Consider the following 23,788-nt stretch of genomic DNA (forward strand, 5'->3'; position numbering starts at 1 on the left):
CGCTGCCGCAGGCCAAACCGGTCTTAGACGAAGCGGCAGGCGATGCTGCCGAGCTGGTCGTAATCCACATGGAAAGTATCGCCCGGGCTTGCGTGCACGGGGCGTGTAAATGAGCCGCCCAGGATGATTTGGCCCGCCTCCAGCGTGACGTCATAGGCGGCCAGTTTATTGGCCAGCCAGGCAACGCCCTTGGCCGGGTGATTAAGCACCGCTGCGGAGACACCCGATTCCTCGATCACCCCGTTGCGGTAAAGAATGGCCGGTACGCGCCGCAGATCGATAGCGTGAGGGCGAATCGGCTTGCCGCCCATGACGACGCCGGCATTGGCGGCATTGTCGGAGATGGTGTCGAAGACCTTGCGCGTAGCCTTGGTATGGGGGTCGATCTGTTGAATACGCGCATCGATGATCTCAAGTGCCGGAATGACATACTCGGTGGCATCGAGCACATCGAAAATCGAGCAGTTCGGACCCTTCAGTGGCTTGCCCAGGACGAAGGCCAGCTCGACTTCCACGCGTGGCACGATAAATCGATTAAAGGGAATGTCGGTTCCTTCTTCGAAAAACATGTCGTCGAGCAGAGCGCCATAGTCCGGCTCTGTGATATTGGATGACACCTGCATGGCGCGGGAGGTGAGGCCTATCTTGTGGCCAACCAGTTTGCGACCATCCGCGATCTTTTTTTCGACCCAGGCGCGCTGGATGGCATAGGCATCTTCAATAGTGATCCCTGGCTGCTCCAGGGACAGTTGACCGATCTGTTCCCGGGAGCGCTCGGCCTGGTCAAGACGTTCAGCGGCCGCACGGATAAAGGCGTTGTCGAGCATGGCTAGTTTCCTTGTGGGTTGACGATGGCGGCAGGGGTGCGCAGTACCAAAAAGGCACCGACAGCGATGAGCGCCGCCAGAACATAGAGCGCCAGGCTGGCGCTTTGCGTGGTATCGCGCATCCAGCCAATGAAGTAGGGAGCGAGGAATGACGCCACGCTGCCAAAGGAGCTGATCATGGCAATGCCGGCCGCCTGGGTGCCTGACGATAGAAACGCCGGGGGCAACTGCCAGAACATGGGCAGCGCGGAGCTTGCGCCCATGCCTGCAATGACCAGGCCCAGCATGACAAGGGTTGTGTTTTGAGGTGCCAGCCCGGCGATGGCGATACCGGCCGCACCCATGAGGAGGGGGACGCAAAGGTGCCAGCGGCGTTCGCGGTGGCGATCGGAAGAGCGGCCTGCAGCGATCATGAAGAAGCAGCCTGCCAGATAAGGGATGGCACTGAGCATGCCAACGTTGCTGTCTTGACCGATGCCAGCGCCGTGAATAAGAGCTGGCATCCAGAAGGCGAGGGTATTGACGGCCAACATGACGGCAAAATAAATCGCCACGAGCAACCACACCTGTCCGTTGCGAACAATGCCTGAAAAGGAGGTAATTGTTTTGCGCTGCTCCTCTCCTGCCAGCGCATCACGGAGTTGACGCTTTTGGGTAGGCTCAAGCCAGCTGACGCTCTCGAAGCTGTCCGGCAGGGCTTTGAGGACGACCAACCCAAGCAACACCACTGGCAGACCTTCCAGCATGAACATCCACTGCCACCCCCGCAGACCGCCGCTGTCCTTGAACAGCTCCAGAATCCAGCCGGACAGGGGGCCGCCGATGACCCCTGCCATAGGGACGGCAATGGCAAAGAGTGCAGTGACCGACGCCCGCCGATGGGCCGGAAACCAGCGGTTGAGATAAACCAGGATGCCAGGGAAAAAGCCCGCTTCCGCCACGCCCAACAGAAAGCGCAGGGTATAAAAGCCGGTGGCGGACTCGATGAACATCATGCCGGTGGACAGGATGCCCCAGACCACCATCAGCGTGGCAATCCAGCGGCGCGGCCCGACACGGTCCAGCATCAGGTTGCTGGGTACGCCAAACAGGGCATAGGCAATAAAGAACAGGCCTGCGCCAAATCCATAAACGGTATCGCTGAAGTGCAGGTCGCTGCTCATTTGCAGCTTGGCGAAGCCGATATTGATGCGATCGAGATGAGCGAAGACATAGCAGACCAGCAGCAGTGGCATCAGTCGCCAGGTGATGTACCGGTAAGTTGCATCGTTTTTTTCCGAAACCGAAAGCGTATCGATTGCCTGTGCCATGGTGGGTGCCTTTTATTGTTGTTGTCAGGACGCAAACGGAGCGCTGCCTAACCGGCCTGCTCGCTCAGAAAGGCATGGATATTGTTGTGCTTGTAATTGAGTTCGGCCGAGAGTTCGGTCATCTCGAACGACAGTGCCAGCAGGCGTCTGCTCTGAAGCTCGGCGAAGTGATGCTTGATCACCTCGAACAATGCATCAGCTACTTGACTCCTTGTCTCCAGGTCGCGGCCAGCACCTACCTTCAGCGTCATATGAACGAACGCATAGTCATGTTTTCCATCAGCCATGCGGAACGTATCCATGCGGATCGCGCGGCTACGAATACCGCCTAGGGGGAAAGCACCACTGTTGCCGAGACAGGCGTGGACTTTTTCAAACAAACCCGGCAGGTCTGCGTCATGTTCAAGATTGGCTGAATATTCGGCAATAAAGTGGGGCATGGTTTTTACTCCAGCGGACGTGCATCCTCCAGGAGCCTGTGCGGACCCTGGAGGCTGCTAACACCAGTCAAACAGGAAAGATGGCGTTGATCTGACCGGTGCCCGAGCTTCCGAACGGCTCGGTCACGATTTCGACGGGCTTGCTGTATTCAGGGCCGCCCAGCAGGCCCAGCAACATGGCCGTATCGTGCATCTTGCCTTCGCCATAGCAGTGCTCGGCGTAGTCTGGAAGCATGGCGCAGAACTCTTTGAAGCGACCTTGCCGCCACAACTCCACCACATGCAGGTCGACCTGCTTGTCGAATTCGCGGGTCCACTTGTGGATATTCGCCTCGGCGACCCGATCGTCCGAGAACCGGTGGGAGAGTGATCCAGATGCCAGTACCAGTACCTTGCGGTCGCTTTTTTCAATGGCGCGACGAACCGCAGCACCAAAGGCAAAGCTGTCTTCCAGCCGATGCCAGGCGCACCAGGCGGCAATGGAAATGACCTTGAGCTTTTGGCTGTCCGGTACGCCCATGTGCATGTAGCGCATGGGAACGAGTGTTCCGTATTCAAGCTCCAGGCTAGGGATGTTATGGGCCATGGTGCGGATCCCCGCGGCATTGGCTTCCCCACCGATCAGGGCTCCCAGCTCGGGATCGCCCGGATATTGATACGCCATGTCCTTGATGAAGTGCGGGAGCTCGTTACTGGTGTAGATCCCTTCGAACTGCTGCCCGCAATTGATGTGGTAACCACTGTTGACCATCCAGTGAACATCGAACACGACGGCCGTGTCGGCGCCCAGGTCGCGGGCGCGCTGACCGATGAGCTTGTGACCGGCGATGGCTGCCTCGCGGCAACCCTGGTGCTTTCCGGGCAGTTCAGACAGATACATGGATGGAACATGTGTAATCTTGGCTGCAAGGACGACTTCGCCCATGACAGTTCTCCTTGTTAGCCCCGAACAGAAGATCAGGGCGCTGTGTTGTAACTGCTTGGCCGTGATAAGCCCGAAAACCCGGGTGCTTGCCTGCCGATACCGCTAGCAGGCGCTGGCCCTGGGGACGGGAGTGGTTACACACCCCAGCGCGGGATGTGGTGACTGCCCATGGAGATGCACACGTTCTTCACCTCCGTGAACACCTCGAAGCTGTACTCGCCCCCTTCACGGCCGGTACCAGAGCCTTTCACGCCACCGAATGGCTGGCGCAGGTCCCGTACGTTCTGGCTGTTAATGAACACCATGCCGGCCTCGATGCCACGGGCCAGACGGTGCGCCTTGCCGATGTCCTGGGTCCAGATATAGGACGCAAGGCCGTATTCGGTATCATTGGCCAGGCGCAGGGCTTCGGCCTCATCCTTGAATTTGATGAGGCAGACGACGGGGCCGAAAATCTCTTCCTGAGCGATACGCATCCTGTTGTCGACGTTGGCAAATACGGTGGGCTGGATGAACTGCCCCTTTGTCAGATGGGCGGGCAGGTTCGCTGGACGCTCCAGACCACCTGCCATGAGCGTGGCGCCTTCTTCCAGACCGATCTTGATGTAGCCTGTGACCTTGTTGTAATGAGCCTGGGTAATCATCGAGCCGACCTGGGTCTTTGGATCTCGCGGATCACCCACGATCAGGCGCTTGGCGCGTGCAGCGAATTCCTCGACGAACTGGTCGTAAACCGTTTCCTGGATGAAGATACGGCTGCCCGCCGTGCAACGCTCACCGTTGAGCGAGAAGATGGTGAAGAGAGCGGCGTCCAGCGCGCGGCCTAAATCGGCGTCATCAAAGATGAGCACAGGCGATTTGCCGCCTAACTCCATGGAATACTTCTTGAGTCCTGCCGTTTCCATGATTTTTCGGCCGGTAGCGGTGCCGCCAGTGAATGAGATGGCCCGCACGTCCGGGTGACGAACCAGGGCGTCTCCAGCTGTGGCGCCATAGCCCTGCACGACGTTCAATACGCCTGGCGGAATGCCTGCTTCCAAGGCCAGACGGCCTAGTTCGTTGGCCGTAAGGGGCGACAGCTCGGACATTTTCAGCACGGCGGTATTGCCCAGTGCCAGACACGGCGCCGTTTTCCATGTCGCTGTCATGAACGGTACGTTCCAGGGTGAAACCAGGCCGCAGACCCCTACCGGCTGGTGCAGGGTATAGTTCAGCATCTGGTCATCGACCGGATAGGTATGCCCATCCATCCGTGTGCAGACTTCTGCAAAGAAGTCGAAGTTATGGGAGGCTCGGGGTATGAGTACGTTCTTGGTCTGATGAATTGGAAGCCCCGTATCCAGGGTTTCCAGCTCGGCCAGATTTGGCACGTTCTTGTCGATCAGCTCGCCCAGCTTGCGCATCAGCTTGGCCCGTTCCTTGGCTGGGGTGTTGGCCCACTTGGGGAAAGCTTCCTTGGCAGCCGCCACGGCTTGGGCGACTTCCTCGGCGCCGCCGCTGGCCACTTCGCCCAGTGCCTCGCCGGTCGCCGGGTTGTAATTGGTGAACGTTTCCTTGCTCTCGACCTCACGGCCGTTGATCCAGTGCTTGATCATTTCAGACCTCTTTGGCAGCTGCGGCGAAGAAAGCTTCTTCGCTGACGATGGTATTGACGAGGCGACCGACGCCTTCCACTTCCACGACGACTTCATCTCCAGGCACCACATCGGCAAGGCCCTCCGGCGTGCCGGTGGCGATCATGTCGCCGGGCTGCAGGGTCATGAAACTCGAAAAGTATTCGATCAGGTAGGGGATATCGAAGATCATGTCCGCCGTGGTGCCTTCCTGCTTCAGCTCACCGTTGATCCAGGTGCGCAGGCGCAGGTTGGACGGGTCTGGCACATCGGCGGTGTCGACGATCCAGGGACCGATCGGTGTGGTGCAGTCGCGGTTTTTCACCCGCAGGTTGGGGCGGTAGTAGTTCTCGAGGTAGTCGCGGATCGCGTAGTCATTGCACACGGTATAGCCAGCCAGATAGTCCAGAGCGTCCGCGCGCTTTACATGACGTGCCGGTTTGCCAATGACAGCCACCAGCTCACACTCGTAGTGCATGTACTTGACGTTGTCAGGCCGCCAGGTGATCTGCCTGTGTCCGGTATAGGTGTTGGGCGATTTGATAAAGGCCAGTGGCTCGGTGGGTGCTTTGAAAGCCAGCTCTGCCGCGTGGTCCGCATAATTGAGGCCCAGGGCAAACATGCTGCCTGTGGCGGGCGGCAGCCATTCCACCTGGTCTTCCAATAGCCGTTCGCCACTGGGCAGACGTACTGCATGGTCATCGTCGACGGTAACGGTATGGATCTCACCCTGATAGCGAATACGTGCATGTTTCATGGGGTGCTCCTTATTCCGCAACTACGGTATTGATGAGGCGGCCGATGCGGTCGATCTCGACCTCTACGCGATCACCCGGCGTGACATCGACGCGGCCCTCAGGCGTACCGGTGATCAGCACGTCGCCTTCGTTCAACGTCATGAACTCGCTCAGCTCGGCGATCAGCTGAGGGAGGGTGCGTACCCAGTTAGCCGTCGTGTTTTCCTGGCGCAGCGTGCCGTTTACATAGAGCTTGAGGGTGAGCAGATTCGGGTCGCTCACGGCCTCTGCCGGCACCAGCTCAGGACCTATGGAACAGAATCCGTCCCGGCATTTGGCCTTCACCGCAGGCCGGTAGTAGCTCTCTTCCGGCAGGCTGAATTCGTTGACGACGGTATACCCCGCCACGTAGCCCATGGCCTGGTCTTCAGTTACCCGGCTGGCCCGTTTGCCAATCACTACTCCCAGGGCTGGGCCTGCCTGCAGACGCTCCCCCTGGGGCATGATGACGGGCTGCTGGTGCCCGTTACGGGTGTTGGGCGTCTTGATGAACAGGACCGGTTTCAGTGGGGGCTGTTGGTAAGGCGGTTCGTGAAATTCTTCAAGTCGGCTGCGCAAAAGGCCTTGGAAATTCAGGGCGACGCCGAACAGTGTTCCATTGGCAGATTCGCTAAGTGATCGCGACATGGCGCTCTCCCTTGTTATTGGTGTGGAAACAGGGCATACCTGTTTTGGAGTAAATAGTTAATGTGTTAACGTTATATTTAATATGTTAACTAAGGTCAAGTGTTCCCTGAGTTCGCGTATGCTTGGTTCAACAACAAAAAGAATGATGTTCATGAAAAGTCCTGCGTCCGTGTCTATCCAGCCGATCCCCAACATCAACATCGGTCAGGTCTACGACCAGCGTTATGCCGATGCCGAGGTGCATTACGATGCGCTAGGCAGACTGGCGGAGTTCTTCGGGCGCAACATGCGTGCCCACCGGCATGACCGGTTCTTTCAGGTGCATTACGTGAAGACCGGCAAGGTTCGGGTGTACCTGGATGACCGGCAGTACCAGGAGCAAGGCCCCATGTTCTTCATCACCCCGCCTCCGGTCCCCCATGCCTTTGTGACGGAGGAGGGCAGCGACGGGCATGTCCTGACGGTTCGCCAACAGCTGGTATGGTCGCTATTGCAGGAGGTGCCTGATCTCTGGACCGCATCGGGATTCCTGCCGATCTGTGTAGGCCTGGCCAGCCTGGAGGCTGAGTTTCGCGAGGAGGCCGAGCGGCTGGCCTCGTTGTTTGAGTTGCTAAGGCTGGAGGCGGGTACACCTCGTCCTGGCCAGGCCTGTGGCCTGATAGCCCTGACTCGCCTGATCTTTATCAGCATGCTTCGTCTCTCTCCAAAATCAATCGCGGCACAGCCTGCGCGGCAGGATGACCTGCAGTTGTTTCGGCGCTTCAATGAACTCATCGAGGCGCACTACACCGAGCATTGGCCGTTGTCCCGGTACGCTGATCAGTTGGGCCTGACGGAATCGCGGCTGAACGACATCTGCCGACGTACCGCAGACATTCCCTCGAAACGGCTCGTCCATGACCGCCTTATGCAAGAGGCCAAGCGGCTGTTGGTGTTCACAGGGAGCTCAGCCAACGAAATATGCTTTCGCCTGGGCTTCAAGGATCCGGCCTACTTCAGTCGCTTCTTTACGCGCCAGGCAGGTATTACGCCCAGCGACTATCGGCTCAGCCGTCGCGCCAGCACTCTGGCAACCGAGTCGTAATCCCTAAAAAAGCCGCGCCACGTATGACGCGGCAAGGGGGCGACCGGTCAGGCAGCGCTGTGCTCGCGTTGCAGTCGATGAAAATTACGGCTGAAATACACCAGGCTGTCGCATCGCTCGCGGGTACAGATTTCATCAAGCTCTACGAGAAGCACCGAGTGGGTGCCGACTTCCTGGGTATCGGTAATCCTTCCCTGCAGGCTGGCCAGGGCATCGTCAAGAATCGGAACGCCCTCGCGGCCCTCCTTCCAGGCGTGACGCTTGAAGCGCTCATCCATGTCGATACCAGTCATCCCGGCAAAATGACGGGCCACTTCTTCATGTTCGCCCGCCAGGACATTCACGCACAGCCGCCCGTTCTGCTTGAAGACACCATTCATGGCACTGTTGCGGTTGATGCACACCATAACGGTGGGCGGCGTGTCCGTGACCGAGCAGACGGCAGTGGCCGTAATGCCACAGCGTCCACCAGGGCCATTGGTGGTCAGGACATTCACGGCGGCGGACAGCGACGCCATGGCATTGCGAAAGGCTTGTTGGGTTGGACTGAGTTGGGTCATGACCTCTACCTCCACGGGGCGCCGGATCAGCGATCCGGCGACAGCATTGCAGGATTACTGGCGAATACGGTCCAGCATGTTGATATCGTCCGGATTGGTCAGGTGCGGAACGGTCCAACCGTTTAGGTCGTAGTCCGACAGGCACTTCTCTACCATATCAGTCATGCTCTTCATCGCACCGGTTCCTTGTGCATGGCGCAGCGCCTGCATGCGGATCTCGTCCTGGCTCCCGGCATAGTTGATTTCGTACAGCTCATGGCGTCCGCCAAATTCCGTGCCGATGGCATCCCAAAGCAGCTTCAGGATCTTGATACGTTCCTCATGGCCCATACCGCCGGACCCGCGACAATAGGTACTCAGGTATTTGTTCAACGTCGGGTCCTTGAGATCACGCGATCCGGTGGGCAGGTAGATCAAGCCGCTGGCCACGACCTGTTCAATGATCTTCTTGATCTCTGGATAGGCTTGTGGCGCCAGCACACGGTAGGCTTGCAAGGCTTGAGCGCTGGGTAGCCAGGCGCCGTTTTTCCACTCGGAAGCATTACCGTACATGGCGTCGGTAAGTGACCAGAAAAGGTTACGCCATGCGACCACTTCGCCCATTTGTGCCTGCACGCCACGGAACTCCAGCGAGCCGGTGCATTGCAATGCCTTGAACAGTGCACCGGTGATGAAGTCCAGTTTGACGGCCAGACGGGTACAGCCTTGCATGGGGAACAGTCGACCAAAACCGCCTTGTGGAAACCATTGCTTGCAGCGATCGAAATCTCGATAGATCAGAATGTTCTCCCATGGGATGAACACCCGGTCCATGATGAGGATGGCGTCGTTCTCGTCGAAGCGGCTCGACAACGGATAGTCAAATGGAGAACCCGTCATCCCGGCCACCAGCTCATAGGAGGGACGGCAGATCAGCTTCATGCCCTTGGTATTCATCGGGGCGATAAACATCAAGGCGAAATCTGTGTTGTCTCCGAGCAGCTGCGCAGAGCCTTGCCCCACGAAGTTATAGTGTGTCAGGGCCGAGTTGGTCGCCACGACTTTCGCGCCGCTGACGATGATGCCACCGTCAACTTCTTCATCCACGGAGATGAATACGTCCTTTACCTGATCGACCGGCTTGTCGCGATCGATGGGCGGGTTGACAATAGCATGGTTGAGGTAGAGGCACGCTTCCTGGATACGCTTGTACCAGGTGCGGGCATTCTGCTCGAATTTGCCATAGAACTCGGCGTTCGCGCCCAGTGCGCTGCCAAAGGCGGCCTTATAGTCCGGTGTGCGGCCCATCCAGCCATAGGTCAGACGCGACCACTCGGCGATGGCATTACGCTGTTCGCGCAGTTCATCAGCGTTACGGGCGAAGCGAAAGAACTTGTGTGTATAGCCGCCGTTGCCCGTGTCGGTTTCCCAGCAGAGCGTTTCTCTGGTTTCGGGATCATGGAGGGCGTCGTACAGCTTGGCCATGGAGGCCGCGGCGTTACGGAAGGCCGGATGGGTAGTGACATCCTTGACGCGATCGCCATAGATGTAGATTTCACGATCATCACGCAGGCTGGCCAAGTATTCTTCGCCCGTCAGTGGACGGTTTTTCTCGGCACGATAATCTTCGGGCATCATGAGGGCATGTCTCCGTATCATTGTTCTTATGCAGGTAATGCGTAACGCTTGGAAGAGATCATGAGCCTGCCGCCGCGGCGGAAGAATGGCTTTTCCAGACAACCGCTTGTACTTTTCATGGAGCGATTTCATCTGCCATTTCGGGCTGATGAATCGCCAGGGGAGCTGAACGAAATGAATGTATTGATCGTGGGTGCGTCACGGGGTATCGGATTGGCGCTGGTTACGCAGTACCTGGAACGCGGTGCGCAAGTCTTTGCGCTGGTTCGTCGGTCTGATAACGAAGCCTTGCAACAATTGAGCGCGACTTACGGCGATCGGCTGGTGCTGCTGTCCGGCGATATGACGGACCCGGCACTGATTCCTTCTCTCAAGAAGCAATTGCAGAACACAACGCTGGATCGTCTGATCGTCAACGCAGGGATTTATGGACCTGATCACCAGGACGTCATGGCAATCAATACCGAAGAGATTGCAGAGTTGTTCTCGACTAATACGGTTGCGCCGCTGCGTATTGTCGAAGGGTTAAGCCATTGCATCGCAGACGGCGGTGTGGTGGCGTGTATGAGCTCCCAGATGGGAAGTGTCACGCTTGATCGTGCCGCAGATATGCCGTTGTATGGAGCCAGCAAGGCGGCCCTAAACAGCCTGCTCAGGAGCTGGGCATCCTCGCATATCCCGTTGTCGTTCAGTGTGTTGGCGTTACACCCGGGGTGGGTTCAGACCGACATGGGCGGCCACTCGGCACCACTGACCACAACCGAAAGTGCTAAGGGTCTGATTGCCGTCATTGAGCAGCAGGCGGGTCGCTGCCAGTGTGATTTTGTCAGCTACCAGGGCGAGTCGCTGCCCTGGTAAGTTGAGGCACGTTAGTACGGAAATAAGGCACAGGACCTGCTCCGTCCTGTGCCTCGTACCTTTATGCACAGACCAGTGGCTTGCGGTTCGCCCAGGGTTGGGCGCGTTCGAGTTGTGCCCCCAGCGCAAGCAGGGTGTGCTCCTCACCAAAGCGTGCCGCAAAATGCGAGCCGAGTGGCAGTCCATTCTCTGTCCAGTAGAGCGGAACGGACATGGCCGGTTGGCCGGACGCATTGAACAGCGCCGTGAAGGGTGAATAGCTATGGAAGGCTTCGATTACTTCGGCCAGGCTGAGGCTGGGGTCAAAGGCGTCCAGGTCACCGATCAGGGGTGGTTCCCGAGTCAGGGTTGGCGTCAGGATCAGATCATGGTCAATCAGGAAGTAAGCCAGCTGCCTGCCCAGCGCATGGATGCTTTCTACCGCGGCGGCATAACGTGCGGCCGGAATATCACCCCGCTCGCGTAAAATGATGCGCGTACGGGGGTCCAACTCTTCGTCTGCTACAGGTTGCCCTCTCAGCTGGCCGACCATATCCAGAAAGTTTCGAGTGCTTGGGCCAATGATATTGAAGAGGTGGTCCAGAAGTCCCGGCAGATTGACGGGTAGCGTGGCAAGCTCCACATGATGGCCGAGCTGCTCGCACAGCCATGCAGTATGACGTACCGCCTTCAACGCCTCCGGACTTGTTGGCCACGGTCCCAGTTGCTCGATCACCGCGATACGAAGCGGTGCGGGATCAGCCGAGACGGCCTGGACGAACGGCATCGCTTGAGCCGGCGCTGCGTAGGGCGCACCCAGGTCCGCCCCAGCGGTGGCGTCCAGCAGAAGGGCACTGTCGCGTACGGATAACGTAATGGCATGGGGCGTCCCCATTCCGGCCCACCCTTCGCCTACCAGCGGACCGGAAGGCAGTCGGCCTCGGGTGGGTTTCAGACCGAAGACCCCGCAACAGGATGCCGGGACACGCAGTGACCCGCCCCCATCGTTACCATGAGCAAACGGGATGGCACGGGCAGCGACCAGGGCGGCAGCACCACCGCTGGACCCGCCGGCACTGCGTTCCGTATTCCAGGGATTTCGGGTAGCGCCGAAACGGGTCGACTCGGTGGTGTAGGAGGTTCCGAATTCCGGTGACGTGGTCGTGCCTGCAAACACACAGCCCGCGCGACGCAGACGGGCAACCACTTCACAATCAAGATCAGCGCGTGCCTCACCCATGACGCGCGAGCCCTGTGTCATGCGGGCGCCCTGGACAGGGGAGAAGAGGTCCTTGATGAGGGTCGGAACACCGGCCAGTACGCCTTGTCGGGCTTCCGGTCGTTGTGCCATCTGCCGGGCCACGTCATAGCACCGCTCGCTGATGGCGTTGAGTTGCGGGTTCACCCGGTCGAGCCGCTGGATCGCCGCGTCGAGCAATTCGATTGGCGTCACTTCACCTTGCCGTACGAGCAGGCTCAGGGCTGTGGCATCCAGGGTGTCCAGCAGGTGGTCGATGTCATTCATAAGCGGAGCTCCTTGTAACTGAATTCAGGGATGGGTGGAGCGGGCCGGGCTGGTGATTCCACGGCGCAGGAAGCTGAGCAGCGCCCACACCAGGGCGGTGATGGCGCTGGCGACGGCAAGTAGGCCAATGGCATGGTGCAGATCACCGGTTTGGCCAAGCAGAGCAATGACGATCAGTGGGCTTGAGAACTGGCCCAGGTACAGGCAGGCGGTGAAGATACCGAGTCCCCGGCCACGGGCGGTCGCGCTCAAGGCATTCATCACCGGTGCCATGGAATTGGAAACCAGCATGCCGGCGCCCAGACCGTGAATCGTCACGGCGAGCAGAACCTGGTAATAGGTGTGGGCGGTAATGAGTAGCCACAGTCCGCTGGCCATGAGCAGTAGCAGCAGCACATTGCACCCCGCGAGCCCTATACTTCGACGAACTAAGGGCCAGAGCAGCGAGCCTCCCAGTGAAGTGAGAAGCCCCAGCCCTGCGCACAGCCCGATCAGCGTACTGGACGTAACCCCCAGCCCGACCAGCAGGGTGGGGCTTTGGACTGGGACGATGAAACTCAGCACCATGCCAAAGAACACCAATAGATAGTTGATGATTAACGGCGGAAGGGAGGACTGCCCAGGCTCGGTTGAATGCATTGCCCGGGCATGATGAGCCTCGGGCTCCCAGAGCAGCTTGAGCATGGCCGGGACAAGCAGGAGGGGAAGCAGGTACAGCAGAAACGGTGTTCGCCAGGAGTGTTCCCCCAGTGCGCCACCGATGGCAAAGAAGATCGAGCCTACCAGACCAATCGTGATGACTTGCCCGTTTACGTAGCGCATGCGTTGTTCGCCATGCCAGTAATCGGCGATGAGCGTGACGCAGCAAGTCATGACTGCCGCCTCGGCACAGCCAAAGAGCAGTCTCAGACCAACAATTTCTTTCAGGCTGTCCAAAAATGCAGGTGCGGCGCCGCAAAGTGCATAGACCAGTGTCGCCAGAATCAGCAGACGTTTGCGTCCGAGCCGGTCGGCCAGCCAACCGGCCAGCGGTGCGCAAAGCGCAATGGCCAGCGCCGGCCCCGTAATGGCCAAAGGGATGAGAACACCCGTCTGGGGCTCTACCGGCCCGAATTCTGCGGCAATCTTGGGTAGAACCGGCGCGACCATCACGGAGCCCATGATTGTCAGGCTGCTACCAAGCATGAGGACAGCGCCCTGCGCGCGACCAGCGGTATGCCGGCCTTCTAGATAGGACTGGGACATGGTAATTCCTCAGAAACTGTGGGAAAAACGCACGGCGACGGCATAACCCTCGGTACGGTTACGGGCGTCGAACTCCTTGTAAGCATGCACCCAGACAGGTGGCAGCCCCGGCTGGAAAAAGCTCACTGCAGGTCCGATGGCCAGTACCCGGGCGCGGTTGCCGTAGGTAAGGTTGGGTGCGTCATCATCGCTGAGCTGGCGGTAGTAGTAACCGCCAATACCGGCTGTCCAAGGCCCGAAATGCTGGCCCACTGCGAACTCGTGGCGGTACTCAGTTCCGCTCTTGTAATCCGTAGAATGGTTACGGGTGTTCACGTCCAGCTCGAAGCTGGATGACACCTCGAATCCTGAATCACTGATATAGGTGGCGTTGACGATAGGTGAAAACGTCCAGTGGTTGAGGCCGGGGCTGACCAGACGGTTCTTGTCGTAATCGCCGGTGGGAGCCTGAATCTGGAACTGCGCGTTGATACCAAGGTTACGTGAGGGCGTCCATTGTAGAATCAGTGGCAACACCTGCAGGTCCGCCTGCCGGAATACGTGAGTGCTGTCCGAAAAGACGGTGGTGCCGCCCACCTTGACCTTGAGATCAGCGTCCATGTCGAAAAAAGGCGCGATCACACCAAACCCGTATTTTGCACCCAGCAGTTCGGTATCGGTCATGCGGATATAAGCCAAGCCGAGTGAGAGGACGCCAAGGGAAAAATCAGTCCCGTTGTCTCGGCCGTGGCGGTCTTTGACAGTATTAGCCCAGTAGTAGTTGGTACGCAGGCCAACGGTGCCTGTTGGCGACGGTGGCGGTGTGAACCCGGCGCCAAAATCATAGACACCAAAGGCTGTTGTAGGGGCTCCGCCCTCAGTCGCCTGGGCGGGATGAGTCAGAAATAAAGTGGCTAACAATACGGAGCTAATTGTTGTGATCTTATATGCTTCGTACATCGAAACCTCTCCCTTTGTTTTTTCTTAGAGTGGGGGAGGTCAAGCGAGGGTTGTTATCCGGATTTGGCAAAACTGGTCATATAGTCTTCACGAACACGGCGTAAAGTGGCGGATGGTTTTTCGCCAAACAATTTAGCGTAGTCGTTGGCAAAGCGGCTCAAGTGCCAAAAGCCCCATTGGGCTGCTACGTCCTGCACCGAAACCGTGCCGTCACTGTGACAAAGCGCACGGTGCGCCGCATTCAGGCGCAGCGTACGCAGATAAGTGGTCGGGTTGACGCCCAATGCCTCCTGAAAACAGTACTGCAGTTTGCGTCGGCTGGCGCCGATGCGGTTACAGAGTTCCAAAATCGAAGGCGGCGTTTCCTGACACGAAAGCGCATACTCGCGGGCTCGGTCTACCATCCGCTTGCGGGCTGTGGGAGTCAGTGCCGGAACCTCTTCGCCAGCATCGAGCAGATCCAGAAGGTGCAACAGAACGGTTTCCCGGATACCGTTTCGGATAGCCTCGTGCTTCAAGAGGCCTTGACTCTGGCTTTGCGTATTTGCGATGTCGTCAAGCAACCTGACGAACTCGCTGTAGCGCTGATGGGGGCGGAGACGGTAACACTTCGGCAAGTCGTCAAGTGTGAACGGGCTCTGTTGCTGCTCTAGTATGGGAAGCAGCTCGGCCTCTGCAACGGTGATGCATAGCAGGTCGAGATTGGCAGGCGTCTGCAACTCTGGCAGGTGAGCGCCGCGGGCGACCAACAGGCTGGCTTCTCTCAACGAGTGTCCGGCGCAATGAAGCTCGCACGCTTCGTTGAGGGGCAGGCTGAATGCAATCGCACCTGGCCATGCCGAGCCGTTCTTGCGCAATGCCTGATTGCACCGATCGCGGGTCAGATGCATCCAGTCCAGCTGGATATCGATCAGTTCGCCCTCGAAGCGTCCGGACGAGACCTGGTCATAATGCAATGCCCAGCCTGTCATGGCGTGGGAGTGCTCCGATACGTCCTGAGTATGGGTGTGATGCATTCGAGCCTTTACCGGTAACGCAGCCTTGATGTCTTGGTGCATTTTGGAAACCTTTCTGCTCGTTAAAGGCCTTTCCTGCGTACTGAGGCAAGTTCTGTTCCTCAACGTACCATCCAGATGTAGATGTGCCAAAAATGGCTATTTGGTAGCGCGTTCACACCAGGGCCATCTTGGATTCAGGCAGCGTCATGCCACCGTCAACGACTAGGGTCTGCCCTGTAATGAACGAGGCGGCCTCTGAGGCCAGAAACAGCATGGCACTGGCAATGTCGGACGGCTGACCAAGACGCCCGAGCGGGATACTGGCCCTGATCTGTCGGGTGACGTCGCTGTCGCCCAAGTTGTCCATGGCAGGTGTCTGGATCATCCCCGGCTCGACGCCATTCACCCGAACGTTATAAGGTGCCAGTTCCAGGGCGGCATTACGAATGAATCCGTTCACGCCAGCCTTGGCCGCCGCGTAATGACAGAGTCCGGGATAAGCCACTCGAGGGCCTGTCACAGAAGACGTAACCAGTACACATCCCTTGCCCTGTAGCCGGAACAGTGGCAATGCCTGCTGCGTCAGCCAGAACAGGGATGACAGATTGACGGCCAGGGTACGTTCCAGCACTTCAGGTGTAATATCGGCGAATGGAGTTAGTGGAAAGTAGCCGGCGTTGTGTACCAGGGCATCCAGCCGGCCGCAGGTTTGCTTGACGGTTTCCATGAGTGTCCTGATCTGATCGCGCTCGGCCAGGTCTACCGGATGGGCGGTCACGTGTCTTCCCTCCTTTTGCAATCCCTGCGCGACCGCTGCTGCGTTCTCCGCATTGAGGTCGGCAATGACGACCTGTGCGCCAGCTCCGGCAAAGTGCTCGACAATTCCTCGCCCGATGCCTTGGCCGCCCCCGGTGACGAGAACGACCTTGCCGGTAAAGTCGTGTATCGATCCTGCTGATGTCTGATCCTGCATCATCCTGCTCCTGCGGTTATGTCGAATGAAAGTAGGCCCGCCACTGGGCCTGTGTTTACGTTGGCTGTTGCGCTGGCGTGGCTGGCCTTACAGGTGCTCGTAGGCAAGCGTGGGCACATCGACGATGCTGGATCCACCGTCCGCCACGATTGAAGCGCCTGTGATGATCGAGGCTTCAGGAGAAAGCAGAAACCGGCAGACTTCAGCGATCTCCGCTGATGTGGCGGGGCGGCGAAGAGGGACATCGCGGGTTACCCGGCTATACGCCGCCTCAAGACTTTCGCCGTAATGCTGCATCAGCGGCTGCATCTCTTCGTCGGCCATCGGCGTTTTCACCCAACCTGGGCAGACCGCATTGACGCGGACGCCGGCAGGGCCATAATCCTTGGCGAGTGAGCGGGTCAAGCCGATCAAGGCATGTTTGGCGGTGGTATAGCTGCAAACTCCCCCTCCTGCGGCCAGCGAGGCGATTGAGCCTAGCAGCACGACAGCGCCCCGTCGCTCGATCAATGAGGGCAGGCACGCCCTGACGCTGTAGAAAGCGGTGTCCAGATTGCTTTGCATTGCTTGCTGCCATCGGGTATCGCTGGTCTCGAGTGCAGTGCCCTGGCCCAGACCGCCCGCTGACGCCACAAGGCCATCGATTCTGCCGAAGCGCTCGATGATCCGAGGGATGAACGTCTCCCAATCCGCACTGCTGGCCGCATTACCCGTCAGTACCAGCCCACCTGTACGAGCGGCTACCTCCTCCAGCGGTTCCCGACGGCGACCAATGAGTACAAGCTGGGCGCCTTCATCGGCAAGGCGATAGGCGCACGCCTCACCGATACCGCTACCGGCCCCGGTGATTACGTAGGTTTTCACCTCATTCATGGCCTGGGTACTCGGTTGTGTTGAGGATTCTGCTGAATGAGCCAACCGGGAAGTTCGACCACTGCCCTAGATCATCACCCGTATGGCCGCAAATCTTTCCGTCGCTGCGGTGTTGCTTCAGGTCGATCAGCACCAGCCCGAGCGTAGGAATGATCTTTTCCCGCCATACGAACAGATAGAGCTCGTTCTCCAGCTTGAAATAATGGCAGCGGTCCGTATCGGCCAGCCCACGTTCAACGCCACTCAGGCAATGCCAGCTGTAGAGGTTTTCGTTGAGATAGATGTGTTCATAAACCTCATGAGGACTGTAGGCGTAGCAGTTGCGGATGCCGACCAGTTCGTGGGTCGGCTGATGTGGGTGATTCGCTTCCGACGGTGATGTACCTGAATAAAGGCCCTGTATCGTTCCATGAGTGAACTGCGCCGAGACTGGCGTCAGATCCTGGCCCGACAAGGCACACCTGAACAGATCGCTGCGCTGATCATCCTGCGTTGGGAGCTGCCCGTAGACCCGCGTGAAAACGCCTTGCTTCACGTCCAGCACGAGGCTGATCGAGGCAGTGGAGGTGTCGGTCTGCTGAAGGAAGTCGATCAGGTAGATCCCTTCTCGGATGGAAGTGACACGAGAGGCCGCCTCGTGAGATATCGAGTGGTCTGCTGAGGACCAGCCAACCGCATTTTGGCTGAAGCGGTAGGTAATGGATTCGCCGGACGGGCCGTCGAGCACTAGCGTCCTGCCGTTGAGGTCGTTCGAGACAGGCAATGTGTAGTTGTCGAGGTTGAAGCCATCGGACAGTGCGCCTACGGTGATCCAGTCCTGTTGTTGGGTCATGTCATACACTCCGTTTGATAGGTCAGGTCATCATCCACCAGCGGCCTGGCGCCCGGTATCAACCAGATGGTTGAGGTCGTCAGGAGAACGCTCACAGAAACAGGTACCGGATCAATTCAGTGCGGTTCGTGACGTTGAACTTGCGATACAGGTTATTCAGGTGCGTTTTAACGGTCGGTAGTCCCATATCCAGATGCCGCGCCAGCGCCTTGTTGCTCAGGCCATCCTTGAGTGCCAACGCAATGTCCTGCTCTCGAGGCGTCAGGCCGGTCAGGCGGGCTGTCTCGCCAGGTTCATGGATGAAGGCCAACGGCAGCGTAAGCTCCAGTAGACTTTGCAGGCCTGTCAGCCGCTCTATCTCTTCGGCTGTAAATGCGCCTAGTGCCCGTGTGCGCAGAAGCGAGATACCAAATGCCGGCCGTCCGGCCTGATAGGTCAGGATTTCGATGACATCGCAAATGGAGTAGGTATCGAGAAAGGTGGCGTATCGGCGCGAGCGATGTGCTTCTTGCCGAGTCGCTGCCACGCTGAGGGGAACGACTGCCAATCCCAGTTCGTGACAGCAGATGGGCCGCAGCGGATCAAATTCGCGGTAGACGTCCAGGTAGCACTGATGTACCTGAGGCGTCATAGTCAGCAGCTCGTAGTGGTGAGCCTCAAGCTGCTGATTTACCTGATAGAGCACGGCAGAGGAAGCCGGTACGATTCGCGTTACCGCCTGTAGGCATCGCTGTTTGCCTTCAGTGGCCGGCATCATGACGAAGGTCTGCCTGGGCTCTGATTTATGCAGCCGCGAGGTAGTGTTTGACAAACCCATCACTGACGACTTCCCACAGGACAGGTGTGCCCTTGGTGACAGACCAGCTGTCTCCGGTCTTGTAATGGGTACTTTTGCCCGTGGATTCGTCAGTCAGGATGACCTCACCATAAACAACCGTTGCCTGCTCATTGAACGGGTACACCATTCGGAACTTGCTTTTAGTGGTACCAAAATAAGCAGAGCTGACCGGATCGGTCGGCGCACCAAAGGTCATCTTGCCAAAGCACTTGCCGTCGCCTTCCAGGATTTCCGAACCCAGATCCGCTACGGTGCCCCAGGCTTCAAGATCGGTCAGTGCGGTGCCTTGTTTAACAGTGAATAACGACATGAAATGGTCCTTTTCGTTAAGGGGAAATATCAGCGGCGGCCTGTCATGTAGCCGGCGCTCTGATGCATGATCTTGCCCAGGCTGCAGATAACCGGGCGGAAATGGTCCTTGCCTATGATGTTGCTATGGCGAACCGAGCTGATCAGGTCGTAGCGGGCAGAACCCTCGCTCATGCCCTCAGACAGAACCTTGCAAATAATGTGGCTTGGCGTTACGCCGAAGCCTGAATAGCCCTGTACGTAGAACGCATTGGGCCGGCCGGACAAGGTGCCGATCTGGGGGAATAGATTGGCACCGCATGCCATCGGGCCACCCCAGGCCAGATCGATCTTCACGTCCTTGAGGTATGGGAAGATCTTGAGCATCAGATTGCGGTTCCAGGCCTTCAGGTCTTTGGGGATATAGTCGAGATAAGGCGTAGCAGCGCCAAATAGCAACCGGTTCTCGGCCGTAACGCGGTAATAGTCAATGACCGGGCGGATATCGCTGTAGGCCCCACGGATTGGGCTGATGCGTTCGATCAACTCATCCGAGAGCGGCTCGGTCATGATCTGGAACGCATAGGTGTTGATCGTTTTGGTATGGAGTTCCGGCTCCAGCTTGTTGAGGAAGCTGTCGCATGCCCAAAGCAGCTTGCTTGCCCTGACAGAGCCCTGCCCGGTGCGCACAGTGATCCGCTCACCATACTCAACGGCAAGGGCAGGGCTGTGCTCGAAGATCTTGACGCCATAGCTGGCTAGCGCCTTGGCCTCGCCCAATAGCAGGTTAAGTGAATGAACATGACCGCCGCCCATGTGCAACAGGGCGCTGGTGTAGGCTTCCGATCCAATGATGCGGCGGACTTCCGAGCCTGTCAGCAAGGCAATCTCGTGGCCGGAGTTCAGTGATTTGAACTCTTTCTCCCAGGTGCGTAGTGTCTTTTCCTGGCGTGCGTTAAAGCCCATGTAGCCATAGCCATGATGGAAGTCCGCATCGATATCGTATTTCTGAATCCGGCCCTTGATGATGTCAGCGCCTTTGTCACTGATCTCGAAAATAGTCTTGAGGCCGTCTTCACCTACCTGGTTCTTTATCTTGTCCAGGTCATGACCAATACCCGCCATGATCTGTCCGCCATTACGGCCCGTGCCGCCAAAGCCCAGGTAACGACCTTCGAGCACCACGATATTGGTGATGCCTTTCTCGGCTAGCTCAAGAGCGGTATTGATTCCTGAAAAGCCGCCTCCGATCACAACGACGTCGGCTTCGATGTCCGCATCGAGCGTTGGGAAGCTCAAATTGTATTTCTTGGTAGCGGTGTAATAGGTAGGCGTTTCTATTGTAATCATGGGGCTGCCTGGACGAACGAAAATAAAAGTGACCGTTTGAGCCACGCTAGCAAGCTCATGCCTCTATTAATGCAGCGTTCGGGTGGCAAGAATTGTTCCTGGCTGCCATGGGACTTGATCCTCGCTGCCGACCCGCCTTGACAGCATCCAAATCGTCCGCAACGACGTGATGTTGTGCAGCGGGCTCATCTACTAATGTGTAGCGTGACGTACCGTTTTGCGTCTTACTGCCGAGCCGCCATACCAAGCAGGCATCACTTATGTGGAGGCTACGGGTTTAATCAGGCGAAAGGGGGAGGGGTAGCGTTTGCAGGTACATTATGCGTGCGAGGCTGGAGCGCAGCAGACGGATCGTCCTGATGAATCGATACGCATCGGTGAGGTTTACGGCCCGTTCCCTCAAAAGGCGCTGGGAGTACCGCTCAGACGCCAGGCACCCCCTAGTTAGCTGCAAGCCGTTTAAGAAACGTCGCCGTTAGGCCTCCTGCACAAACACATCTCCAAGCCTTATTGTAATTTGCTTGATAATACCAGCCCATAAAAGAGCTTTCTTTTTCAGCCACTATTGGGTAATAGACAAAGCAAGACAGGCAACCGAAAGGGTGGTACGCGTCGCGTATCAGGGAATCGGCCTGCGTTCGGGCAAAATAGCGTTAAAAGAGCTGGTAGCTAACCGTCCAGTCGCACGTCGGGGTTTCCACGGCAACGACCATCAACCAATCACGGCCCTGGCCGTCTGGTTTGCTTGCAGAAAACAGGGTCGACAGGCGATTTCCATACACCGAGCCTTTATCGAGGCGCCAGGAGCGACCATAGCTTTCAACGCTTTGCAGGCACTCCAGTATCAGCCGGCCGGCCGGCTCCTTTAAAAGCTCGTACGTATTGCTAATAAAGTGACTCATACCTTGTTTGCTCCCTTTCAGTTCACTTCACCACCCGAACCCAAACTGCTCCCTGATACAACAGGCAGACCTTATCGCTAGACATGATCACATCGTGAAAATTTCGTGAAAAAAATGTAAATAGATTATTGGCTGGCTGCAAAGCACGGCGTACAGTCTGGATACGGAAATGCCAGAGTTCGTTGATATGGATCAGCCTTTTCCACGCGGCTACCCAGGTGCGCTTGATCAAAGTGCTGCAATGACATGCCTATCCCTTATATGAGCCCACCCATGAGTATCCAGCCTGCGCCATTGAAGCCCGAGAATCCGGACCAGCCGACCCTTTACAGTCGCACCGCTCAGTCGGACATCGAAGTCTTCAGGTTTGAGCAAGACGCAATTATGGTTGTGCGCAGTTCCGGCTCAGAAGCGTCTGAATCCACAGGTGAGGTTGATACTGCCGCGCTGCAGGCTCTGCTGGTTTCGCAGGAGATAAATGTCTCGCGAGCTTTTCTGCTTTGTCAGAAACACCCAGGCAGCTGGGCCTGTTATGACTATCGATGCGGTGAACTCTCAGCGGTCCGATTGCTGGAGCAGGATGGTCTCAGCGTATTGGCTTACATTTGTGATGAGTTGGAACTCAACGAGTATCCACGGGAGCTGGTGGATCAGATGTGCCGGAGCGAGGCGGGCAAGGTATCGTGACAACTACGGGCGATACCTCAGTTAAGTTCGAGTATGCCCTCACGAACAATCAATAGCGCCAATCCTATCAACGCTAATCCTTCAAGCTGAAGCATAGGGTCCAGCGGGTCGAATGCCAGGCAACCTGCACCGCTCAGGCAGAGTAATGTACCCAGAGCAAACAGCATTGCGGTTATCCTCCGTGATCATTATCAGGATCTGCTTTTACATTACGTAGTCATTTTACTCTAAGCCGTACGCCTTTTCAGTGGGTCGTCAAGTGATTCGCAAGCAAGGACGAAACGGCGCTGCAAGGATTGACAGGCGTTAAATCAAAAATGGTTACCTGAATGTGTGGGTAGCGTGCTCTGGCTGGGACTGGGTGACAGGGCCAGTCGCTGCTTTTAACGTCTCGTGTACTGTATGGGGTCTGATGAAAACTTTATAGTCACGGGGTTCAGAGATTTTTTTAAGGAGCCAGTCATGACGTTTGCGCGGCTTTGTCGTAGCGCGGTTGTCGTTGCGTTGATTCTCTATGGGGTTCAAGGTGTACGAGAAGGTTTCAATCCCCTTCACTGGTCCTCTCGAGACGTATTCGTCCTGCTGAGTGCATGGGCGATTTATCTGGTCATTCTGGTGGGTGAATCATGGCGTCGGGGACGGCATCAGCGATAAGGCTGTTCAACAAAAGAGAAGTCCGTCACAGGTGTGTGCACTTAACTGCAATCAGGTCGACAAGCGGTCTGTGACTTGGTGAACTTGTGGAGGCAATTTGACACTTATATGCCAGCATTGCGTGCCATCTCGCAATGCTCCTTAATGGTCAAATAGCAAAACGCAGGTGATGTGATGCTGGCGCGAGTAGTTGCTCTTTTGGTGTGCATGGCCACAGGATTGATAGTAGCAGACTGGCTGGGACTGATAAGCAGGGTTTCGGCGCTTACACTGTCTGGCACCCTCAGCGTTGTAACGATGCTTTTTGCGTTAACAATTTCCGCACTCTACATCTATACCCGCCTGGATTGATTTCGTTCCATCAGGTTGCCTAGCGCTGGATAACCGGCAACGTGCTCAGAACTATTCATTGACTGAACGATACTGCAAATAGCACAAAGGGAGCCTAAGCTCCCTTTCAACCATGCTGCACGATGCCTTTTGTTTTTCTTGTATGGCCCTAAGCAACCCCTGGATGCTTCGGATGCATTATGTTGTCTTTAAGTGAACGGATTACTTTAGACACTTCACAAGTTCTAAAATGATCAGTTCGCTTCGCCACTTTCAATCTTGTTTTTGTTGTTTTGAAGTGATCTGTTTTATTTGTTGTTCTTGTTATACCAAGAATAAAGCAGGTGCCGTGCCAACTTTAAAAAATCCTTATTAATCAGTGATTTGAAGGTTTGGCCTGTTTTGGTGTTCCGATGCTGTTCCTGATTTCGTTACGCATTGACCCAGCACTGTCACCATGGCGTAACAGGATTGTTACGAAGGGCTTATCAGGCAGTTACCGGCAGGCTCAAACACACTGGGTCTTCAACAGCTCAAGCCCGAACGCCTTCTTCTCTTAGCCACTGATTGATCATTGCATGCGTTTTCGGCGCAGGCGTGATTAAGCATAGAGTGCTTTCGCTGGAGCCTGGACGATGTTGATGCAGGCACACAGCTCCATCGTAACGAACGATCCCCCGGGAGCGGATAAGGGTATCAATCGCCTGATGGCTATTG

25 protein-coding genes are annotated in these 23,788 nt (G+C 57.1%); 4 read left to right on the forward strand and 21 right to left on the reverse strand.

The window, feature by feature from the left end; translation table 11 throughout:
• Positions 1-23 precede the first annotated feature (23 nt).
• The 7 genes from hpaH to JQR86_RS20465 all read right to left on the reverse strand — a co-directional run bounded on the left by hpaH (position 24) and on the right by JQR86_RS20465 (position 6,539).
• Positions 24-827, reverse strand: coding sequence for a 2-oxo-hept-4-ene-1,7-dioate hydratase (gene hpaH / locus JQR86_RS20435; protein WP_122043778.1), 804 nt, complete (start codon positions 825-827; stop codon positions 24-26).
• 2 nt (positions 828-829) lie between these two features.
• Complete coding sequence (locus tag JQR86_RS20440; protein WP_434155338.1) at positions 830-2,137, reverse strand: MFS transporter; 1,308 nt, start codon at positions 2,135-2,137, stop codon at positions 830-832.
• Between the two features lie 47 nt (positions 2,138-2,184).
• Positions 2,185-2,577 carry a 5-carboxymethyl-2-hydroxymuconate Delta-isomerase gene (locus JQR86_RS20445; protein WP_434155340.1) on the reverse strand — a complete coding sequence of 131 codons (393 nt, stop codon included), beginning with the start codon at positions 2,575-2,577 and terminating at the stop codon, positions 2,185-2,187.
• 67 nt (positions 2,578-2,644) lie between these two features.
• The gene (hpaD, locus tag JQR86_RS20450) at positions 2,645-3,502 is read right to left on the reverse strand and encodes a 3,4-dihydroxyphenylacetate 2,3-dioxygenase (protein WP_434155341.1); all 858 of its coding nucleotides are present in this window, start codon (positions 3,500-3,502) and stop codon (positions 2,645-2,647) included.
• 134 nt (positions 3,503-3,636) lie between these two features.
• Entirely contained in the window at positions 3,637-5,097 is a 1,461-nt protein-coding gene (gene hpaE / locus JQR86_RS20455) for a 5-carboxymethyl-2-hydroxymuconate semialdehyde dehydrogenase (RefSeq protein ID WP_434155342.1), read from the reverse strand.
• Position 5,098: 1 nt separating this feature from the next.
• Positions 5,099-5,872 (reverse strand): fumarylacetoacetate hydrolase family protein, encoded by a 774-nt coding sequence (locus JQR86_RS20460; RefSeq protein ID WP_010799028.1) that lies wholly within the window; start codon positions 5,870-5,872, stop codon positions 5,099-5,101.
• Positions 5,873-5,882: 10 nt separating this feature from the next.
• Entirely contained in the window at positions 5,883-6,539 is a 657-nt protein-coding gene (locus tag JQR86_RS20465) for a fumarylacetoacetate hydrolase family protein (RefSeq protein ID WP_197871687.1), read from the reverse strand.
• A gap of 151 nt (positions 6,540-6,690) precedes the next feature.
• Between JQR86_RS20465 and hpaA the strand changes: the two genes are divergently transcribed.
• The gene (gene hpaA, locus JQR86_RS20470) at positions 6,691-7,623 is read left to right on the forward strand and encodes a 4-hydroxyphenylacetate catabolism regulatory protein HpaA (protein ID WP_122043769.1); all 933 of its coding nucleotides are present in this window, start codon (positions 6,691-6,693) and stop codon (positions 7,621-7,623) included.
• A 47-nt stretch (positions 7,624-7,670) separates the two neighbouring features.
• On the opposite strand, the gene hpaC is transcribed toward hpaA, so the two are convergent.
• Together hpaC and hpaB are read right to left on the reverse strand one after the other, a co-directional pair.
• Positions 7,671-8,183, reverse strand: a complete 513-nt coding sequence (hpaC, locus tag JQR86_RS20475) for a 4-hydroxyphenylacetate 3-monooxygenase, reductase component (protein ID WP_010799031.1) — start codon at positions 8,181-8,183, stop codon at positions 7,671-7,673.
• A gap of 54 nt (positions 8,184-8,237) precedes the next feature.
• Positions 8,238-9,800: a 4-hydroxyphenylacetate 3-monooxygenase, oxygenase component gene (gene hpaB, locus JQR86_RS20480; RefSeq protein ID WP_407363739.1), complete on the reverse strand. Its 1,563-nt coding sequence runs from the start codon at positions 9,798-9,800 to the stop codon at positions 8,238-8,240.
• Positions 9,801-9,974: 174 nt separating this feature from the next.
• On the opposite strand from hpaB, the gene JQR86_RS20485 reads away from it, so the two are divergent.
• Positions 9,975-10,658, forward strand: a complete 684-nt coding sequence (locus JQR86_RS20485; protein WP_434155467.1) for an SDR family oxidoreductase — start codon at positions 9,975-9,977, stop codon at positions 10,656-10,658.
• A gap of 61 nt (positions 10,659-10,719) precedes the next feature.
• Here the strand turns inward: JQR86_RS20485 and JQR86_RS20490 are convergent, their stop codons facing one another.
• From JQR86_RS20490 to JQR86_RS20540, 11 genes are all read right to left on the reverse strand, one after another.
• Complete coding sequence (locus JQR86_RS20490) at positions 10,720-12,162, reverse strand: amidase (protein ID WP_434155344.1); 1,443 nt, start codon at positions 12,160-12,162, stop codon at positions 10,720-10,722.
• Between the two features lie 24 nt (positions 12,163-12,186).
• Positions 12,187-13,407, reverse strand: coding sequence for an MFS transporter (locus JQR86_RS20495; protein ID WP_434155346.1), 1,221 nt, complete (start codon positions 13,405-13,407; stop codon positions 12,187-12,189).
• Positions 13,408-13,416: 9 nt separating this feature from the next.
• Positions 13,417-14,346: a SphA family protein gene (locus JQR86_RS20500; protein ID WP_019366249.1), complete on the reverse strand. Its 930-nt coding sequence runs from the start codon at positions 14,344-14,346 to the stop codon at positions 13,417-13,419.
• Between the two features lie 53 nt (positions 14,347-14,399).
• Complete coding sequence (locus tag JQR86_RS20505; protein WP_019366250.1) at positions 14,400-15,404, reverse strand: helix-turn-helix domain-containing protein; 1,005 nt, start codon at positions 15,402-15,404, stop codon at positions 14,400-14,402.
• Between the two features lie 112 nt (positions 15,405-15,516).
• A complete protein-coding gene (locus JQR86_RS20510) occupies positions 15,517-16,317 on the reverse strand; it encodes an SDR family oxidoreductase (RefSeq protein WP_407364011.1) in 801 nt (266 codons plus the stop codon).
• A gap of 87 nt (positions 16,318-16,404) precedes the next feature.
• Positions 16,405-17,190, reverse strand: a complete 786-nt coding sequence (locus tag JQR86_RS20515; protein ID WP_074826026.1) for an SDR family NAD(P)-dependent oxidoreductase — start codon at positions 17,188-17,190, stop codon at positions 16,405-16,407.
• On the reverse strand, positions 17,183-18,022 hold the full coding sequence (locus JQR86_RS20520; protein WP_407363750.1) for a MoaF C-terminal domain-containing protein: 840 nt from the start codon (positions 18,020-18,022) through the stop codon (positions 17,183-17,185). Before JQR86_RS20520 ends, JQR86_RS20515 begins: the two co-directional genes overlap by 8 nt.
• Before the next feature lie 91 nt (positions 18,023-18,113).
• Positions 18,114-18,779, reverse strand: a complete 666-nt coding sequence (locus JQR86_RS20525) for a helix-turn-helix transcriptional regulator (RefSeq protein ID WP_407363752.1) — start codon at positions 18,777-18,779, stop codon at positions 18,114-18,116.
• A 25-nt stretch (positions 18,780-18,804) separates the two neighbouring features.
• Entirely contained in the window at positions 18,805-19,170 is a 366-nt protein-coding gene (locus JQR86_RS20530) for a cupin domain-containing protein (protein WP_074826021.1), read from the reverse strand.
• A gap of 29 nt (positions 19,171-19,199) precedes the next feature.
• Positions 19,200-20,498 (reverse strand): NAD(P)/FAD-dependent oxidoreductase, encoded by a 1,299-nt coding sequence (locus JQR86_RS20535; protein WP_434155349.1) that lies wholly within the window; start codon positions 20,496-20,498, stop codon positions 19,200-19,202.
• A 653-nt stretch (positions 20,499-21,151) separates the two neighbouring features.
• Positions 21,152-21,400, reverse strand: coding sequence for a hypothetical protein (locus JQR86_RS20540; protein ID WP_434155350.1), 249 nt, complete (start codon positions 21,398-21,400; stop codon positions 21,152-21,154).
• Between the two features lie 273 nt (positions 21,401-21,673).
• Here JQR86_RS20540 and JQR86_RS20545 point away from each other — a divergent pair, with 273 nt between their 5' ends.
• A complete protein-coding gene (locus JQR86_RS20545) occupies positions 21,674-22,087 on the forward strand; it encodes a hypothetical protein (RefSeq protein WP_407363756.1) in 414 nt (137 codons plus the stop codon).
• 17 nt (positions 22,088-22,104) lie between these two features.
• On the opposite strand, the gene JQR86_RS20550 is transcribed toward JQR86_RS20545, so the two are convergent.
• Positions 22,105-22,254 (reverse strand): hypothetical protein, encoded by a 150-nt coding sequence (locus JQR86_RS20550; RefSeq protein WP_010799047.1) that lies wholly within the window; start codon positions 22,252-22,254, stop codon positions 22,105-22,107.
• A 295-nt stretch (positions 22,255-22,549) separates the two neighbouring features.
• Between JQR86_RS20550 and JQR86_RS20555 the strand changes: the two genes are divergently transcribed.
• The gene (locus JQR86_RS20555; RefSeq protein WP_010799048.1) at positions 22,550-22,741 is read left to right on the forward strand and encodes a hypothetical protein; all 192 of its coding nucleotides are present in this window, start codon (positions 22,550-22,552) and stop codon (positions 22,739-22,741) included.
• The last annotated feature ends 1,047 nt before the right edge of the window (positions 22,742-23,788 follow it).

Origin of the sequence: Pseudomonas sp. JZ134 (assembly GCF_051027695.1) — a bacterium.
In the GTDB taxonomy this organism is placed as follows: domain Bacteria; phylum Pseudomonadota; class Gammaproteobacteria; order Pseudomonadales; family Pseudomonadaceae; genus Chryseomonas; species Chryseomonas luteola.

What these genes read in the sequence shown, in the direction of transcription:
- hpaH (WP_122043778.1), bottom strand. Translation starts at nt 827, where the DNA reads ATGCTCGACAACGCCTTTATCCGTGCGGCCGCTGAACGTCTTGACCAG.
- JQR86_RS20440 (WP_434155338.1), bottom strand. Translation starts at nt 2,137, where the DNA reads ATGGCACAGGCAATCGATACGCTTTCGGTTTCGGAAAAAAACGATGCA.
- JQR86_RS20445 (WP_434155340.1), bottom strand. Translation starts at nt 2,577, where the DNA reads ATGCCCCACTTTATTGCCGAATATTCAGCCAATCTTGAACATGACGCA.
- hpaD (WP_434155341.1), bottom strand. Translation starts at nt 3,502, where the DNA reads ATGGGCGAAGTCGTCCTTGCAGCCAAGATTACACATGTTCCATCCATG.
- hpaE (WP_434155342.1), bottom strand. Translation starts at nt 5,097, where the DNA reads ATGATCAAGCACTGGATCAACGGCCGTGAGGTCGAGAGCAAGGAAACG.
- JQR86_RS20460 (WP_010799028.1), bottom strand. Translation starts at nt 5,872, where the DNA reads ATGAAACATGCACGTATTCGCTATCAGGGTGAGATCCATACCGTTACC.
- JQR86_RS20465 (WP_197871687.1), bottom strand. Translation starts at nt 6,539, where the DNA reads ATGTCGCGATCACTTAGCGAATCTGCCAATGGAACACTGTTCGGCGTC.
- hpaA (WP_122043769.1), top strand. Translation starts at nt 6,691, where the DNA reads ATGAAAAGTCCTGCGTCCGTGTCTATCCAGCCGATCCCCAACATCAAC.
- hpaC (WP_010799031.1), bottom strand. Translation starts at nt 8,183, where the DNA reads ATGACCCAACTCAGTCCAACCCAACAAGCCTTTCGCAATGCCATGGCG.
- hpaB (WP_407363739.1), bottom strand. Translation starts at nt 9,800, where the DNA reads ATGATGCCCGAAGATTATCGTGCCGAGAAAAACCGTCCACTGACGGGC.
- JQR86_RS20485 (WP_434155467.1), top strand. Translation starts at nt 9,975, where the DNA reads ATGAATGTATTGATCGTGGGTGCGTCACGGGGTATCGGATTGGCGCTG.
- JQR86_RS20490 (WP_434155344.1), bottom strand. Translation starts at nt 12,162, where the DNA reads ATGAATGACATCGACCACCTGCTGGACACCCTGGATGCCACAGCCCTG.
- JQR86_RS20495 (WP_434155346.1), bottom strand. Translation starts at nt 13,407, where the DNA reads ATGTCCCAGTCCTATCTAGAAGGCCGGCATACCGCTGGTCGCGCGCAG.
- JQR86_RS20500 (WP_019366249.1), bottom strand. Translation starts at nt 14,346, where the DNA reads ATGTACGAAGCATATAAGATCACAACAATTAGCTCCGTATTGTTAGCC.
- JQR86_RS20505 (WP_019366250.1), bottom strand. Translation starts at nt 15,404, where the DNA reads ATGCACCAAGACATCAAGGCTGCGTTACCGGTAAAGGCTCGAATGCAT.
- JQR86_RS20510 (WP_407364011.1), bottom strand. Translation starts at nt 16,317, where the DNA reads ATGCAGGATCAGACATCAGCAGGATCGATACACGACTTTACCGGCAAG.
- JQR86_RS20515 (WP_074826026.1), bottom strand. Translation starts at nt 17,190, where the DNA reads ATGAATGAGGTGAAAACCTACGTAATCACCGGGGCCGGTAGCGGTATC.
- JQR86_RS20520 (WP_407363750.1), bottom strand. Translation starts at nt 18,022, where the DNA reads ATGACCCAACAACAGGACTGGATCACCGTAGGCGCACTGTCCGATGGC.
- JQR86_RS20525 (WP_407363752.1), bottom strand. Translation starts at nt 18,779, where the DNA reads ATGATGCCGGCCACTGAAGGCAAACAGCGATGCCTACAGGCGGTAACG.
- JQR86_RS20530 (WP_074826021.1), bottom strand. Translation starts at nt 19,170, where the DNA reads ATGTCGTTATTCACTGTTAAACAAGGCACCGCACTGACCGATCTTGAA.
- JQR86_RS20535 (WP_434155349.1), bottom strand. Translation starts at nt 20,498, where the DNA reads ATGATTACAATAGAAACGCCTACCTATTACACCGCTACCAAGAAATAC.
- JQR86_RS20540 (WP_434155350.1), bottom strand. Translation starts at nt 21,400, where the DNA reads ATGAGTCACTTTATTAGCAATACGTACGAGCTTTTAAAGGAGCCGGCC.
- JQR86_RS20545 (WP_407363756.1), top strand. Translation starts at nt 21,674, where the DNA reads ATGAGTATCCAGCCTGCGCCATTGAAGCCCGAGAATCCGGACCAGCCG.
- JQR86_RS20550 (WP_010799047.1), bottom strand. Translation starts at nt 22,254, where the DNA reads ATGCTGTTTGCTCTGGGTACATTACTCTGCCTGAGCGGTGCAGGTTGC.
- JQR86_RS20555 (WP_010799048.1), top strand. Translation starts at nt 22,550, where the DNA reads ATGACGTTTGCGCGGCTTTGTCGTAGCGCGGTTGTCGTTGCGTTGATT.